The sequence below is a fragment of the Phycicoccus mangrovi genome (genome assembly GCF_018729305.1).
Classification (GTDB): Bacteria; Actinomycetota; Actinomycetes; order Actinomycetales; family Dermatophilaceae; genus Phycicoccus; species Phycicoccus jejuensis.
Map to the genome: position 1 here is coordinate 22,277 of NZ_JAHHWP010000028.1, position 14,669 is coordinate 36,945.

Here is a 14,669-nt window from a genome sequence, read left to right on the forward strand (position 1 = left end):
AGGACCCCACCATGGAGCAGGACGAGCGTCCTCTCACGCCACCGGCCGCACCCACGGGTGCGGCCGCGGTGTTCGGTGACCGGGTCGCCCTCGCCGAGCGGTTCACCGCGATCCTCGCCGACACGGGGGTCAGCCACGGGCTGATCGGTCCGCGCGAGGTGCCGCGGCTCTGGGAGCGGCACGTGCTCAACTGCGCCGTCATCGAGGACGCGTTCCCGCACGGGGCGTCACTCGTCGACGTCGGCTCCGGCGCTGGCCTTCCCGGCGTCACACTCGCGGTGGCGCGTCCTGACCTCGACGTCCACCTCGTCGAGCCGATGCTGCGGCGCACCACCTGGCTCGCCGGGGTCGTCGAGGAGCTCGGGCTGGAGAACGTCACCGTCCACCGAGGGCGTGCGGAGGAGCTGGCCGGCTCCGTCTCGGCGCCGTGGGTGACGGCGCGGGCGGTCGCACGCCTCGACAAGCTCGCGCGGTGGTGCGTGCCGTTGCTGGCGGACGGCGGGACACTCGTCGCGATGAAGGGGCGCAGCGCCGGCGAGGAGCTGGAGGAGGACCGCCGCGCCCTGCAACGCCTGGGACTGGAGTCGGCACGCGTGAGCGAGCACGGGGGTGCCGTGTTCGACGAGCCGGTGCTCACCGTCGACCTGCAGTTCCGGCCGAGGCCCGTGAAGACGGCGCGACCCACGGCCGCGTCCCGTCGTCGGAACGCCAAGCGCCCCCGCGCCTGACCGAGAGGCGCGCCCCCGCGTGCCCGTGTCGCTCGGCTGCGGTGTTTCACGTGAAACCTCTATACCCTGCAGCGGTGGGCGACGCGCGACTCGACGCCACTGATCGGTCGGCACCACGGCGCAGCCGGACCTGCACCGGTCCGAGCCCGCAGAGCTGAGCCACCCGCCGTCCCGCGGACGCGACGTCGACTCCCGGGCGTCGACGTCCTCCGTGAACCTCGATGGCGACAGGAGTCTGCGGCCGGCAAGAGGACCGCGGCCGGACAGGGTGACACCTCACGTCGCGGGAGATGGGGTTCGACCGCCGACATCAGGGACTGCATCCGGCGTCGCCGCGGCCGAGGGATTCGCCTGGAGCAGGGGACCCTCATCGTGGCGGGTGCGCACGTCAGGGGCGAGGATCCGTCGGGTCGCTCACCATCGACGGCGTGTGTCACCCAGCCGAACGGGGCGGGGCTACGTGCGCCCACCCACACCGGGCCCACTCTGTTTCACGTGAAACTCGACGGACATGTTCAGCCGCATCGCGATGCCGGTGGCCGCGGCGGCCCACCACGGAGTGGTCGAGCGGTTCTCAGGATGGGCGCCTGGCCACCGCGCGGTGGCTTGTCGGGGAGTCACCGACCCGGTGCGTTGGCGGCTCGTCGATGGACGATGGCGCGTGGTCGGCCCGAGGGGTCCGAGGGCGACGCACACGCACGACATCCCAGTCACCGCACCTCTGTCGGGGGTCACGGTGTTTCACGTGAAACGAAGGAGACGGAGCGATTCGACCGATCGTATGACTAAGGCCTCGCCAGCCGCGCCTTGGGTGCGGACGGCCTCGCAGCATTGGCCGGACCCCGCGTCAGGTACGGGCTGTCCCCCGGACAGCAGCTGCACAGGGACACGCGTGTGGTTTCACGTGAAACGGCGCGGGGCGTCGGTCGTCGCCAGGGATGGTCGGCGGACTGGCATGACCGGCGCGGGTGGCGCGGAGGCGCAGCAGGTTGGGCGGCGCCTCGTTGATGGGGTGGGTGAGGCCCGCAGTACGACGTCGGTGGTTTCACGTGAAACACAGCGTGGCCGCGGCAATAGCCAGTGCCGTGGTTCTGGGCTCACCGGTCAAAGCACACGCCGGCGACGCGGATCACGGGGTGCGCTCGTCAGAACGGGCCGTCCACGCGGGGTGCGCCGACCCAGCGTCGGAATCCCACCGGCCGGCCGGCAGTCTTGATCCTGTCCACAAGTTATCCACCGATGTCGACGACGGTCGTCCGGATGGGCTCCGAGCACTATGCCGCGTCACGACAGGCTTTTCGGAGTGGTCGGACACCCCTTCACGCACTGAATGGGGTGGTTCTCCACCGTGTTGTCCACAGCCCCCGCTCGCTTTGGCGTGTCGACCCCGAGTGGGGTTGGATGGGGGCTGATCATGTCGCAGGAGGTACCGGTGAGCTCTGTGCTCAACCCCACGGACGCATCCCGCGTCGTCGACGGACTGGGCTTCCCCCTCGGGGACCTCGCCTCGTCCGTCGGCGTCGGGTGGCCCGCCGTTTCACGTGAAACGGCGTTGCCGCCGCAGGAGCAGCCGCCCAGTCCTACGGACCCCGCCGAACCGACCGCCCCGGTCGTCGACGCGGAGCCCGCCAGCCCCGACCACGAGGAGCGAGCCGCCATCGCCGCATCCATCCCGGACGCCGACGGAAACACGCCGCTCGCCCAGGCCGTCGCCGCGGACGAGCGCAAGCGGGTCACTCTCAGTGGCCGCCCCGTCCCGCGCCCGGCGCAGACCCGGGTCCTGACCGTCGCCAACCAGAAGGGTGGCGTGGGCAAGACGACGACGACCGTCAACATCGCTGCCGCCCTCGCGCAGGCCGGGAGCACCGTGCTCGTCATCGACCTGGACCCGCAGGGCAACGCGAGCACGGCGCTCGGGATCGACCACCACTCGGAGGTCCCGAGCATCTACGACGTGCTCGTCGACGGCGCCCCGATCAGCGGGGTCGTGCAGCACTGCCCGGACATCGAGGGGCTCACCTGCGCGCCGGCGACGATCGACCTCGCGGGCGCCGAGATCGAGCTCGTCTCGCTCGTGGCGCGCGAGACGCGCCTGCAGAAGGCCGTCGCCGCCTACGTCGAGGAGCGCGAGGCCGCAGGGGACCGCCTCGACTACGTGCTCGTCGACTGCCCGCCGAGCCTGGGCCTGCTGACGGTCAACGCCTTCGTGGCGGCCAACGAGGTGTTCATCCCGATCCAGTGCGAGTACTACGCACTCGAGGGGCTGAGCCAGCTGCTCAAGAACATCGAGCTGATCCGCAACCACCTCAACCCGGCTCTCCACGTGTCGACGATCCTCCTGACGATGTACGACGGGCGGACCCGGCTGTCGGCGCAGGTCGCCGACGAGGTGCGCGCCCACTTCGGCGAACAGACCCTGCGCGCCACCGTGCCGCGGTCGGTCCGGATCAGCGAGGCGCCGAGCCACGGCCAGACCGTCATCACCTACGACCCCAACAGCAGCGGTGCGCTGTCCTACCTCGAGGCGGCCGTGGAGCTCGCCGAGCGCGGCGCCCCCGCCCCGACGACGGAGGAATCCGCATGAGCGAGAAGCGTCGCGCCCTCGGGCGAGGTCTGGGCGCCCTCATCCCCGCGCAGCCGGCCACCGACCGCCCGGTCGACGTGTTCTTCAAGGACCGCGACGGTGGCGTGACCACCGCCGAACGTCCGGAGGCGACGGACCCGTCGCCGACGCCGCCCACCCCGGACGACGCGGCGGCCCCCGCCGCCGAGACCGACGGCCTGGCCCCCGTCCCCGGTGCGCGCTTCGCGGAGATCCCGCTCGACGCCATCCGCCCCAACCCCCGGCAGCCGCGCACCGTGTTCGACGAGGACGAGCTCGCCGAGCTGGTCCACTCGATCAGTGAGATCGGCGTCCTCCAGCCCGTCGTCGTCCGCCCCGTCCCGGACGCCGGGCCCGATGACGACATCCGCTTCGAGCTCATCATGGGTGAGCGGCGCTGGCGCGCCTCGCGCGAGGCCGGCAAGGACGTCGTCCCGGCCATCGTGCGCAGCACCGACGAGGACGACCTCCTGCGCGACGCGCTCCTGGAGAACCTCCACCGCAGCCAGCTCAACGCGCTCGAGGAGGCGGCCGCCTACCAGCAGCTGCTCGACGACTTCGGCTGCACGCAGGAGGAGCTCGCCACCCGCATCGGCCGCTCGCGCCCGCAGATCAGCAACACGCTCCGCCTCCTGCGCCTGCCCCCGCTCGTCGCCCGTCGGGTGGCGGCCGGGGTGCTGAGCGCCGGCCACGCCCGGGCCCTGCTCGGCCTCCCCGACGCCGCCGCCATGGAGCGCCTCGCCCAGCGCATCGTCGCCGAGGGCCTGTCGGTCCGCACGGTCGAGGAGCTCGTCGCGCTCGGCGAGGGGGAGGCCCCGACCCGGCGCAGCGCGCCTCGGGCCGGCTCCCGGCGTCCGCAGCTCGACGACCTGGCCGCCGACCTCTCCGACCGCCTCGACACCCGCGTTCGTATCGCGCTCGGCCAGAAGAAGGGCCGGCTGACCGTCGAGTTCGCGTCGGTCGACGACCTCAACCGCATCCTCGAGCTGATGCGTCTGCGCGGTGAGATCCCGGCCTGAGCCCAGCGAATCGGGTTCTGCCAGAACCCTGCTCAGAATGACGGAGCGGCCCCGGACCTGATGGTCCGGGGCCGCTCCGTGGGTGTGGACGCGTCAGCCGAGGAACTGCTCCAGCTCGCGGAGCAGGACGGGCTTCGGGCGGGCGCCGATGATCGTCTTGACGATCTCGCCACCCTGGTACACGTGCATCGTCGGGATGCTCGTGATGCCGAGCTGGCCCGTGATGCCGGGGTTCTCGTCGGTGTTGAGCTTGACGACGGCGACCTTGTCGCCGTGGTCGCGCGCGATCTCCTCGAGGACCGGGGCGACGGCGCGGCACGGCCCGCACCACTCGGCCCAGAAGTCGACGAGGACGGGCTTGTCGCTCTTGAGGACGTCGGCCTCGAAGGTGGCGTCGGTGGTGCTGCTCACGGCTCCCATGGGAGTTCCTTCCGGGTGGTGCGGGTGGGGTCTGCGGGACGAGGTGGTGACTCGAGGGTGCCGGTCGGGTCCGACACCCGTGTGTCAGTGGGCGAGGAAGCGCTCGGCGTCGAGGGCGGCGGCGCAGCCGGAGCCCGCGGCGGTGATGGCCTGGCGGTAGGTGTGGTCGACGAGGTCGCCGCAGGCGAAGACGCCGGGGACGTTGGTCTTGGAGGTGCGGCCCTCGGTGAGGACGTAGCCCTCGGTGTCGAGGTCGACGAGACCCTTGACGAGCTCGTTGCGCGGGTCGTGACCGATGGCGACGAACAGGCCCGTGACGGGCAGCTCGCGCGTGTCGCCGGTGACGGTGTCGCGCAGGGTGATCGCGCTGACCTTGTCCTCGCCGTGAATGGCGTCGACCGCGCTGTTCCACGCGAAGTGGATCTTCTCGTTGGCGGTCGCGCGCTCGGCCATGATGCGGCTGGCGCGCAGCTCGTCGCGGCGGACGACGACGGTGACCGAGCGGGCGAACTTCGTGAGGAAGGTGGCCTCCTCCATCGCCGAGTCGCCACCGCCGACGACGGCGATGTCCTGGTCGCGGAAGAAGAACCCGTCGCAGGTGGCGCACCACGAGACGCCGTGGCCGGAGAGGCGCTTCTCGTCGGGCAGCCCGAGCTCGCGGTAGGCCGAGCCCATCGCGAGGATGACGGCCTTCGCGCGGTACTCGTTGCCCATGCCGTCGCGGACGAGCTTGACGTCACCCTCGAGCTCGACGTGCTCGACGTCGTCGGTGATGATCTCGGCCCCGAAGCGCTCGGCCTGGGCGCGCATGTTCTCCATGAGGTCCGGGCCCATGATGCCGTCGCGGAAGCCGGGGAAGTTCTCGACCTCGGTCGTGTTCATCAGCGCGCCGCCGGCGGTGACCGAGCCCTCGATGACGAGCGGCTGGAGGTTGGCGCGGGCCGCGTACACGGCGGCGGTCCAGCCGGCCGGGCCGGAGCCGATAATGATGACGTTGCGGACGTCGGAGGTCACGGGACACATCCCCTTGTGGTGCGAGCGGGTGGACACCGCAACATGCGGTGCGATTCGTTGAACCGATCCTAGGGCCGCGCTGTTCCCGACACGCCCGCGCCCCGCCGGTCGGCAGCGGGCGGGGCGTCAGTCCACGACGACGGGGCCGCTCACGACGTGCGCGGCGGAGCGGGTGCAGTCGCGCTGGACCGCCCACACCGTCCGTCGGCCGGACTCGGCCGTCGCGACGAGGACCGCCGCGGGGGCGCCGTCGACGGTGGCCAGGTCGACGACGACGGTGTCGGCGTCGGGGACGTCGAGGCCCTCGGCGCAGGCCCGTGCCCCGGCCGCGGTGGCGAGCACCCCGAGCGTCGAGGCCGCACCTCCGCCGTCCTGGGCCTCGACCTGCGCCTTGCCGGTGGGTGAGCCCGACGGCCCGGCGGAGGTGTCGCGGCCCGTGCGGTCCCACGGGAGGCCGCGGACGACCTGGGACGGCAGGGCCGCGGTGGAGTAGGAGCGACCGCTCTCGAGGACGACGACCCCGAGGGTGTCGTCCTCGGCGAGGAGGTCCACGCCGCCCGCGGGGGCCTGCTGGGGATCGGCCTCCGCACCGGCGCTGTCGGAGGAGCCCCCGGCCAGGCCGAGGCTCGCGCTGACGCCACCGTCGTTCATCGTCTGCAGGACCACCCCGCCGAGGCCGAGGACGGCGACGGCCGACGCCGCGACGGCGACGAGCTGCCAGCGGCGCCGCCGGCGCAGCGGGACGACGACGTCGGTGGGCACCGGGGTGCGACGGCCCGGCCGGTCCGCACCGGGTGCCTCGAGCGCCCGGGCCTCGGCGGCGAGGGCGGCCTCGATCCGGGCCACGAGGTCGGCGGGCATCGGCCCGGGGTCGGGCAGGGAACCGAGGAGCGCACGCATCCCCGTGGGGTCGTGCTCGACCGGGTCGGTCTCGTCGTGGGGGTGGCTCACGAGCTCCTCCGGTCGATGGCGTGCGGGACGCGGCGCGTGGGGCGGGGGGACGGCGCGCAGGATGCGGGCCAGGGTTGTGACGTCACGTGGCCCCCTGCGGTTCCGTCGTGCCCGCACTTCCCGAGGACGGGCGCAACATCGCGGCCAGCGCCTCGCGGCCCCGGAAGCAGCGGGACTTGACGGTGCCCTCGGCGACACCGAGGACCACGGCGGCCTCCGCCACCGGCATCCCGTGCATGTCGACGAGGACGAGCGCACTGCGCTGCCCCTCGGGCAGCCGGGCGAGGGCCTCGCGGACGACGAGGGCGGTCTCGGTGGAGGCGTGGTGGTCGTGGCGGTCCGGGAGGTCGAGCTCGCCCAGGTCCCCGGCGCGCCGCACGGCCACCTTCTCGCGCCGCAGCCGGTCGAGGCAGGCGTTGACGACGATGCGGTGCAACCAGGTCGTCACGGCGGCGTCACCCCGGTACGCGTCGGCGCGGCGGAAGGCGGAGATGAACGCCTCCTGCACCGCGTCCGCGGCGAGCTCGCGCTGCCCCGTGGTGCGCAGGGCGACGGCGTACATCCGGTCGCGGTGCCGACGGAACAGCTCGCCGAACGCCTCACCGTCCCCGGCGACGTGCCGCGCGAGCAGCGTGGCGTCGTCGAGGTCGGCCGTCTCCGGCGTGCTCACGTCCGGACCCTCACCCGGTGACGACGACCTCGTCGAGCCAGGCCCGACGCTTGCCGTCGGCGTCCGGGTGGAGGCCGGTGTACCAGACGACGATGTACTGCCCGTTGACCTTCTCGGGCACGGGGAACTCGAGCGTCCCCTTCGCGTTCGTCTTCTCGCCGATCTTCGTCGCGCCGTCGAGCGAGGCGTCCGGGCCGACCCACACCTCGAAGTCGACGGACTCCGGGATGACGAGCTCGACGTTCTGCGGCTTCTTGTTGGGTCCGAGGTCGACGACGAGCCCGAGGCCCTTCTTGAGGCCGCCGAAGGCGTCGGTGCGGTAGTTCTCGGAGTTCCAGCCGGTCGAGGTGTCGCCGTCGTAGGTCTTCGGCGTGAGGTTGTCGTTCTCGGCGCCGTCGCCCTCCGGGTCGTACGCCTGCACCTTGAGGATGGCGAGCGGCTCCGGCCGGCCGCTGTCCTCGGTGTCGCCCTCGTCGGTGCTCGCGCTCGCCGACGGGCTGCGCGAGGCCCCACCCGTGGGGCTCGTGGCGATCGGCCCGTCGAGCCCGAGGTCGGTGTTCGCGCCGATCCGCCGGATGCCGGCGATCCCGATGACGAGGGCGACGACGAGGAAGGTGATGATGATGCCGATGGCCAGCTTGGACTGGTCCCGGGTCAGCGGCTCGGCGGGAACCAGCGGGGCGAGGAGGTCGTCCTCGTCGTCGGTGTCGCGACGGGTGTCGGGCGAGAGCTCGGTGACCTTGTCGACGGCGCGGCGGGCGAAGGAGGACACGCTGGTGCCGACGGACGCCATCGCGGCGGTCACGGCGGCGCCGGAGGCGGACGCACGGGCGGGGGCGTCGGGGTCGTCTGGGCCGTCGGGGTCGTCCGGGCGCTCGTCGTCGGACGGGACGGGGGCGACGTCGGTGGCGTCGGACGTCGGGGTCTCGTCGGTGGCCCACGCGGGCGGGGTCGGCCGCTCGACGACCCGGGTCACCTCGGTGTCGTCCTCCGGGGCGGCGTCGAGCTCGTCCGCGGGCTCGTCCGCGGGCTCGGTGTCGCCGGCCTCGGCCGCCGGGGTGACGGCCGGGTGCTCGCGCGTCGGGGTGTCGTCGTCCGGGAGGCCGCCCGCGACAGCGGCAGCGGCGGCACCGGCCGCGGCGGGCACGACCGGTAGCCGGGCCGTGTCGTCGTCGCGGCGGACGTCGTCCGCGGGGAGCGGCGTCCCGTCGTCGACCTCGTCGTCGGTGTCGACCGGCTCCGGGCCCGTCGGCTCCGGCGCGAGGACCGGACGGACGGGCTGCACGGGGCGCCCGACGACCTGCCGGGAGGGCCACGGGGCGACCTGCGTGGCGTAGTCACCGGGGGAGGTCGGTCCCTGGTCGTCGGAGAGGGTGAGGCGGCAGATGGCGTCGAGGTCGCGCGGCACGCCCGCGGCGATCTCGGAGGGTGCGGCGACGCCGCCGGGCACCCGGGGGGCGGCCGAGAGGCCGGCCGCGCCGGCCCCGAGCGGCCAGAGCCCGGTCAGCCCGGCGTAGGCGAGGGCGACGACCCCGACGGCGTCACGGCGGGCGGCGTCGTCCGGCTCCAGGCCGTCCTCGCCGGCCCGCACGGCGGCGACCTCGAGCCCCCGCAGGCGGACCTCGCCATCGGAGGTTCGCAGGACGTCGTCGGGGGTGAGGTCGAGGTGGTGCATCCCGCGCCCGCGTGCGGACTCGAGGGCGGCGGCGACCTCACCGGTGATCCGGCGGACCTCGTCACCGGGGACCCCGCCGTCGGCGACGAGCTCGGCGAGGGTACGGGCGTCGGGGAGCTCCTCCTCGACGAGCCAGGCGACCTCGTCGTCGCGCCCGACGTCGAGCACGCGCAGGAGCACGGGGTGGGTCACCGACCCGGCCCGCCGGGCGGCGTCGAGGAAGGCGGCGGCGCGGTGGTCGTCGGCCGCGACGACGAGGACGGACACCCGTCGGCCGAGGGTGGTGTCGTCGGCGAGCCAGCGCTCGGTGCCGCGCTCCTGCGCCACCCGCCGGTTGGCCGTGTACCTGCCCCCGAGCACGGTGCCGGGTCCCACACCCTTCACCGCGGGCTCCTTCCGTCGTCGGTCACGGCGGCCCGCCGCGGCGTGCGGCGGGTCCGTCCATCGTAGGGGGTCGGCTCAGCGACGGCGCAGGCCCCGCAACCGTCGGGCGACCGGGTCGAGCAGGCGCCCGACCTCCTCGACCCCGAGCGCGTGCGCGACACCCCACGTGACGGCGAGCTCGACGACGCCGGCGACGCCGAGGACGAGCGCCCCGAGGAGGAACGTCGACAGCCCCCGCTCGGTGCCGAAGTCCGGGAAGAGCGCGCGGATGGCCAGGCCGAGCAGCACGGCGGTGACGACCGCGGGGACGCCGACCCGGACGTAGACGCGCGCGGCGCCGCGCAGGCCGACGCGCCCGTGCTGGCGGCGCAGGACGAGCCACCCGACGACCGCGCCGACGACGTAGGCCGAGGTCTGGCCCAGGGCGAGCACGGTGGCGGTCCGCTGCGGCGGCAGCGTGGAGGCGAACCAGGCGACGGCCATCGAGATGCCGGTGACGACGCACTGCGTCCGGAAGGACCAGAAGGTCTGCTGCTGCGCGTAGAAGACACGGTCGTTGAGGTAGACCCAGCCGAGCGGCAGGATCCCGCCGAAGAGGCCGACGAGCACCGCCGCGATGGCCTGCGTGTCGGAGAGCGGGTTGCGGAAGAACAGGGTGGCGGTGACCACGGGGACGGTCGTCAGCACGAGGGCGACGACCGGCAGCAGCAGCGGCGCCGGCATCCGCAGGCCCTGCTCGTGGTGGCGCATGACCGTCTCGTGGTCGCCGCGGCTCGCGGCCTCCGACAGCTGCGTGTACAGCGCGGTGACGAGCGAGACGGTGACGATGCCGTGCGGCAGCATCATGAGCAGCTGCGCCGGGCTGAACGCCGCGATGCCGGCCGCGGGGAGCCCGAGCTCCTTGCCCTTGTCAGCGGCGTCGGTGAGGACTTGGGTCGTGACCCAGAACCCGAGCTGGACGACGACGATCGAGGCGAAGCTCCACTTCGCGACGTCCGAGACGCCCGCGAAGCCGTGGCCCCTGAACCCCCAGCGGGGCCGGTAGCGGAAGCCCATCCGCCGCAGCGGCGGCACGAGGGCGGCGGCCTGCAGGGCGATGGAGAGGGTCGAGGTGCCGGCGAGGATCGCGATCATCTGGGGTGTCCAGGCACCCGGCTCCGCGCGCACCGGCAGTCCGGCGAGGACGAACCAGCCGAGGCCGCCGATGGCGACGACGTTCGCGACGAGCGGCGCCCAGGTGAAGGCGGCGAAGCGGCCGTTGGCGTTGAGGACCTGGCCGAAGATCGTGTAGAGCCCGTAGAAGAGGATCTGCGGCACGCAGACGAACGCGAAGACCGTGCCGAGCTGGAGGGCCTGGGCGTCGCTCGTGCGGAAGTACAGGCGCACGAGCAACGGCGAGGCGACCGTGAGGACGACGGTCGCGACGACGAAGAGCGCGATGGCGGCCGTGATGAGCCGGTTGACGAAGTCCTCGCCCGCGTCGGGCCGGGTGCGGGCCCGGATGATCTGCGGCACGAGGACGGCGTTGAGCGTCCCGCCCGCGAGCAGGAGGTAGAGGCTGTTCGGCAGGGTGTTGGCGACGGTGAAGGCCTCCGCCGCGAGGCCGGTGCCGCCGATGACCGAGGTGAGCAGGAGGGCGCGGAGCATCCCCGCCAGGCGGCTCGCGAGGGTTCCCGCGGCCATGACGGCTCCGGAGCGGCCCACGCTGGGGGCCGTCGCGTTCGTCGTGCTCACCCGGCGTCCCCGGCGAGGCGCTGCCACGCGAGCCGGGCGATCCGCCGCTCGTTGGGGAAGGTCAGGTGCCGGTGGGCGTCCTCGAGGGGCAGCCACGCGACGTCGATGGCCTCGTGGTCGGGGTCCTTCTCGATGGTGAGGTAGCCGCCGGTCGCCTCGAGGAGGTAGTGGTGCACGTACTTGTGAATGCGCCGGTCGCCGGCCGCGAACCAGTAGTCGATGGTGCCGAGCTCGATGAGGACGCGGCCCTCGATGCCGGTCTCCTCCTCGACCTCGCGCACGGCGGTCTCGGGCAGCGTCTCCTGGCCCTCGATGTGACCCTTCGGGAGGCACCACTCGACCCGGCCGGCGCGGTTGCGGCGGGCGATGACGGCGATCCGGGCGCGGCCCTCGTGGACGTCGACGACGACGCCGCCCGCGCTGCGCTCCTCGACCGCCGGGAGCCGGCGCGGCGGTGACCCGGCGGGGTCGGCTGCTGCGTGGCTCATCTGGTCACTGTAACCACTGGGACCACGCGCGGCCGGGTCGTCGGGGCGTCCGTGCCGTGCCCGCCGAGGGTCCTCCGGACGGCCCGCGGGCGAGGCGCCCCTAGGCTTGACCCTCGTGTCCGACCGCCAGCCCCCGGCCGCGCTGCTCCGCGAGGCCGTCGCCCACCTCGCCCCCGCGCTGCCCGTGCTCACCGACCTCGGGCAGCGCTTCGCCGCGGCCGGGCACGACCTCGCGCTCGTCGGCGGCCCGGTCCGCGATGCCTTCCTCGGCCGGACCTCGAACGACCTCGACCTCACGACCTCGGCGCGCCCCGACGACACCGAGGCGATCCTCGCGGCCTGGGGCAGCGCCACGTGGGACATGGGTCGCGCGTTCGGGACCATCGGCGCCCGCCGGGGCGACGTCGTCGTCGAGGTGACGACCTACCGCGCCGACGCCTACGACGGCGTGACCCGCAAGCCGGTCGTGGCCTTCGGCGACACCCTCGAGGACGACCTCGTCCGCCGCGACTTCGCGTGCAACGCGATGGCCCTGCGGCTGCCCGACCTCGCCTTCGTCGACCCGCACGGTGGCCTCGAGGACCTGCAGGCCCGCGTGCTGCGGACCCCGACCACCCCCGAGGTCTCGTTCGGCGACGACCCGCTGCGGATGATGCGCGCCGCCCGGTTCGTCGCACAGCTGGGCTTCGTCCCGGCGCCCGAGGTGCTGACCGCGATGCGCGACATGGCCTCCTCCATCGACATCGTGTCGGCGGAGCGGGTGCGCGACGAGCTCGTCAAGCTGCTCCTGGGGGCGCACCCCCGGGCGGGCCTGGAGCTCCTCGTCCGCAGCGGCATCGCGGCGATCGTCCTGCCGGAGCTGCCGGCCCTGCAGCTCGAGGTCGACGAGCACCACCGGCACAAGGACGTCTACGAGCACTCGATGACCGTGCTCGAGCAGGCCATCGACCTCGAGGGGCCGGCCGACGGTCCGCCCGAGTCGGTGCCGGGGCCGGACCTCGTCCTGCGCCTGGCCGCGCTCCTGCACGACATCGGCAAGCCGGCGACCCGGCGCTTCGAGGACGGCGGCGGGGTCTCCTTCCACCACCACGAGGTCGTCGGCGCGAAGATGAGCGCCAAGCGGATGCGGGCGCTGCGCTTCGACAAGGAGACGACGAAGGCCGTGGCCCGGCTCGTCGAGCTCCACCTGCGCTTCCACGGGTACGGGGACGGCGCGTGGACCGACTCGGCGGTGCGCCGCTACGTCACGGACTCCGGCGACCTGCTGCCCCGCCTGCACCGCCTCACCCGCGCGGACTGCACGACCCGCAACGTCAAGAAGGCGCGGCGCCTGTCGCGGGCCTACGACGAGCTCGAGGAGCGCATCGCCCGGCTGCTCGAGGAGGAGGAGCTCAAGGCCGTCCGGCCCGAGCTCGACGGCCACGAGATCGCGCAGACCCTCGGCATCCGGCCCGGCCCGGTGCTCGGGCGGGCCTACCAGTTCCTCCTCGCGCTGCGGCTCGACGAGGGGCCGGTCGGTCCGGAGGTCGCCCGCGAGCGGCTGCTCGCCTGGTGGGCGGAGCAGCCGGAGGCGCAAGCCGGGCGGGACGCCTGAGGCGGGTGTGACCGGCGCGTGGGGAGCGCTCCCCATCGTGGGGGTCGGTCGCGCGGTCTAGGCTCGGTCGACCACCCGTCGTCTCCCGGAGGGGGAACCCGTCCATGCCCGTCGTCGCGCACCCCGGCCCGCGCTCGCCGGCGCCGCCCGCGCTGCGGCTCGAGGTCCCCGACGCCTGGGCCGTCGCGCCCGCGGGTGACGCGTTGCTGCGCCTCGTCGGTCCGGGCAGCAGCGGCGGCGAGGTCGTCGTCGAGGTCCGGCCGCGCGTCGAGGCCCCGGGCACGACGGCCGACGTCCTCGTCGCGGCGCTCGCGGCCGAGGCCGCCGGTGCGTCCGGCGAGGTCGAGGAGGCCTTCGTCGTCGAGGTCGGCGGTCGGGAGTGGACCGCCCACAACGTCGCGCGCGACGGCGCCGACGGTGACGTCGTCGAGGTGCACCTCGTCTCGGTCGTCGGTGCCGGCGACGACGTCGTCACGGCCGTCCACGTGCGCGGCCGGGTCGCCGGTGACGGCCTCGACGCCGACTACGACCAGCTCCAGCAGGTGCTCGAGACCGTCGTCGTCGAGCAGGCCGGCGCATGAGGGCCGGGCGCGTCCTGCGCGGCAGCTCGATGCTCGTGCGCTCCGGGCGGGCGACCGACGTCGGTCGGGTGCGCGAGCACAACGAGGACAGCCTCATCGCCGCCAGCCGGGTGTTCGCGGTCGCGGACGGGATGGGCGGGCACGCCGCCGGCGAGGTCGCCTCCCGCATCGTCGTCGAGACGCTCGCCGAGCTCGAGGAGCACCCCCCGACGAGCCCCGACGACGTGACCGCCGCGCTGCGCGAGGCGAACCGGCGCATCCTCGACACGGTGAACGCCGACCAGGGCAAGCGCGGCATGGGGACGACCGCCACCGGGGTCGTCGTCGTCGACACCGGCGGGCGCGAGCAGTGGGTCGTCTTCAACGTCGGCGACTCGCGGGTCTACCGGCTCGCCGACCACCGGATGCACCAGGTGACGCGTGACCACTCGGAGGTGCGCGAGCTCGTCGACGCCGGGCTCCTCGACCCGTCGGAGATCCCCACCCATCCGCTGCGCAACGTCATCACCCGCTCGCTCGGCACCGATCCCGGGCCCCGCGTGGACACCTGGGTGCTCGCGCCCACGCCGGGTGAGCGGTTCGTCATCTGCAGCGACGGGTTGAGCAACGAGCTCGACGACCGGGACATCATGGTGCTGGCGCGCCAGTACGCTGACCCCCAGACAGCAGCCGACGAGCTCGTCGGTGCCGCCGTGCGGGCCGGGGGACGCGACAACGTGTCCGTCGTGGTCGTGGCCGTCGACCCCGGAGAGGACGACGACGACGCGGACACCGCACCGCGGGCCGGCCTGCACCGACCCTGACAGGAG

The 14,669-nt window shown here is 73.8% G+C and carries 13 protein-coding genes; 6 read left to right on the top strand and 7 right to left on the bottom strand.

From position 1 onward, the window contains the following. Positions 1-11 precede the first annotated feature (11 nt). The 3 genes from rsmG (at position 12) to KMZ30_RS20805 (ending at position 4,349) form a co-directional block, all read left to right on the top strand. The gene (gene rsmG, locus KMZ30_RS20795) at positions 12-728 is read left to right on the top strand and encodes a 16S rRNA (guanine(527)-N(7))-methyltransferase RsmG (protein ID WP_215514168.1); all 717 of its coding nucleotides are present in this window, start codon (positions 12-14) and stop codon (positions 726-728) included. A gap of 1,432 nt (positions 729-2,160) precedes the next feature. Then, positions 2,161-3,312 carry a ParA family protein gene (locus tag KMZ30_RS20800; RefSeq protein WP_308279872.1) on the top strand — a complete coding sequence of 384 codons (1,152 nt, stop codon included), beginning with the start codon at positions 2,161-2,163 and terminating at the stop codon, positions 3,310-3,312. Next, complete coding sequence (locus KMZ30_RS20805; protein ID WP_215514169.1) at positions 3,309-4,349, top strand: ParB/RepB/Spo0J family partition protein; 1,041 nt, start codon at positions 3,309-3,311, stop codon at positions 4,347-4,349. The genes KMZ30_RS20800 and KMZ30_RS20805 overlap by 4 nt, the downstream gene beginning before the upstream one ends. 93 nt (positions 4,350-4,442) lie before the next feature. On the opposite strand, the gene trxA is transcribed toward KMZ30_RS20805, so the two are convergent. From trxA to KMZ30_RS20840, 7 genes are all read right to left on the bottom strand, one after another. Continuing rightward, positions 4,443-4,769, bottom strand: coding sequence for a thioredoxin (trxA, locus tag KMZ30_RS20810; protein ID WP_207022012.1), 327 nt, complete (start codon positions 4,767-4,769; stop codon positions 4,443-4,445). Positions 4,770-4,853: 84 nt separating this feature from the next. Beyond that, positions 4,854-5,792 (bottom strand): thioredoxin-disulfide reductase, encoded by a 939-nt coding sequence (gene trxB, locus KMZ30_RS20815; RefSeq protein WP_215514171.1) that lies wholly within the window; start codon positions 5,790-5,792, stop codon positions 4,854-4,856. 117 nt (positions 5,793-5,909) lie between these two features. Further along, entirely contained in the window at positions 5,910-6,734 is an 825-nt protein-coding gene (locus tag KMZ30_RS20820; RefSeq protein ID WP_215514172.1) for an RsmA family anti-sigma factor, read from the bottom strand. A gap of 82 nt (positions 6,735-6,816) precedes the next feature. After that, entirely contained in the window at positions 6,817-7,404 is a 588-nt protein-coding gene (sigM, locus tag KMZ30_RS20825; protein ID WP_215514173.1) for an RNA polymerase sigma factor SigM, read from the bottom strand. A 10-nt stretch (positions 7,405-7,414) separates the two neighbouring features. Beyond that, positions 7,415-9,463 (bottom strand): protein kinase family protein, encoded by a 2,049-nt coding sequence (locus KMZ30_RS20830; protein WP_215514174.1) that lies wholly within the window; start codon positions 9,461-9,463, stop codon positions 7,415-7,417. 75 nt (positions 9,464-9,538) lie between these two features. Beyond that, complete coding sequence (gene murJ, locus KMZ30_RS20835; RefSeq protein ID WP_215514175.1) at positions 9,539-11,197, bottom strand: murein biosynthesis integral membrane protein MurJ; 1,659 nt, start codon at positions 11,195-11,197, stop codon at positions 9,539-9,541. Further along, a complete protein-coding gene (locus KMZ30_RS20840) occupies positions 11,194-11,685 on the bottom strand; it encodes an NUDIX hydrolase (protein WP_207022016.1) in 492 nt (163 codons plus the stop codon). Before KMZ30_RS20840 ends, murJ begins: the two co-directional genes overlap by 4 nt. 115 nt (positions 11,686-11,800) lie before the next feature. Here KMZ30_RS20840 and KMZ30_RS20845 point away from each other — a divergent pair, with 115 nt between their 5' ends. The 3 genes from KMZ30_RS20845 (at position 11,801) to KMZ30_RS20855 (ending at position 14,663) form a co-directional block, all read left to right on the top strand. Continuing rightward, positions 11,801-13,279: a CCA tRNA nucleotidyltransferase gene (locus tag KMZ30_RS20845; protein ID WP_308279874.1), complete on the top strand. Its 1,479-nt coding sequence runs from the start codon at positions 11,801-11,803 to the stop codon at positions 13,277-13,279. A 104-nt stretch (positions 13,280-13,383) separates the two neighbouring features. Next, positions 13,384-13,860, top strand: a complete 477-nt coding sequence (locus KMZ30_RS20850; protein ID WP_215514177.1) for a hypothetical protein — start codon at positions 13,384-13,386, stop codon at positions 13,858-13,860. After that, positions 13,857-14,663, top strand: coding sequence for a PP2C family protein-serine/threonine phosphatase (locus tag KMZ30_RS20855; protein ID WP_226903223.1), 807 nt, complete (start codon positions 13,857-13,859; stop codon positions 14,661-14,663). The genes KMZ30_RS20850 and KMZ30_RS20855 overlap by 4 nt, the downstream gene beginning before the upstream one ends. Positions 14,664-14,669: the final 6 nt, after the last annotated feature.

What these genes read in the sequence shown, in the direction of transcription:
- rsmG (WP_215514168.1), top strand. Translation starts at nt 12, where the DNA reads ATGGAGCAGGACGAGCGTCCTCTCACGCCACCGGCCGCACCCACGGGT.
- KMZ30_RS20805 (WP_215514169.1), top strand. Translation starts at nt 3,309, where the DNA reads ATGAGCGAGAAGCGTCGCGCCCTCGGGCGAGGTCTGGGCGCCCTCATC.
- trxA (WP_207022012.1), bottom strand. Translation starts at nt 4,769, where the DNA reads ATGGGAGCCGTGAGCAGCACCACCGACGCCACCTTCGAGGCCGACGTC.
- trxB (WP_215514171.1), bottom strand. Translation starts at nt 5,792, where the DNA reads ATGTGTCCCGTGACCTCCGACGTCCGCAACGTCATCATTATCGGCTCC.
- KMZ30_RS20840 (WP_207022016.1), bottom strand. Translation starts at nt 11,685, where the DNA reads ATGAGCCACGCAGCAGCCGACCCCGCCGGGTCACCGCCGCGCCGGCTC.
- KMZ30_RS20850 (WP_215514177.1), top strand. Translation starts at nt 13,384, where the DNA reads ATGCCCGTCGTCGCGCACCCCGGCCCGCGCTCGCCGGCGCCGCCCGCG.
- KMZ30_RS20855 (WP_226903223.1), top strand. Translation starts at nt 13,857, where the DNA reads ATGAGGGCCGGGCGCGTCCTGCGCGGCAGCTCGATGCTCGTGCGCTCC.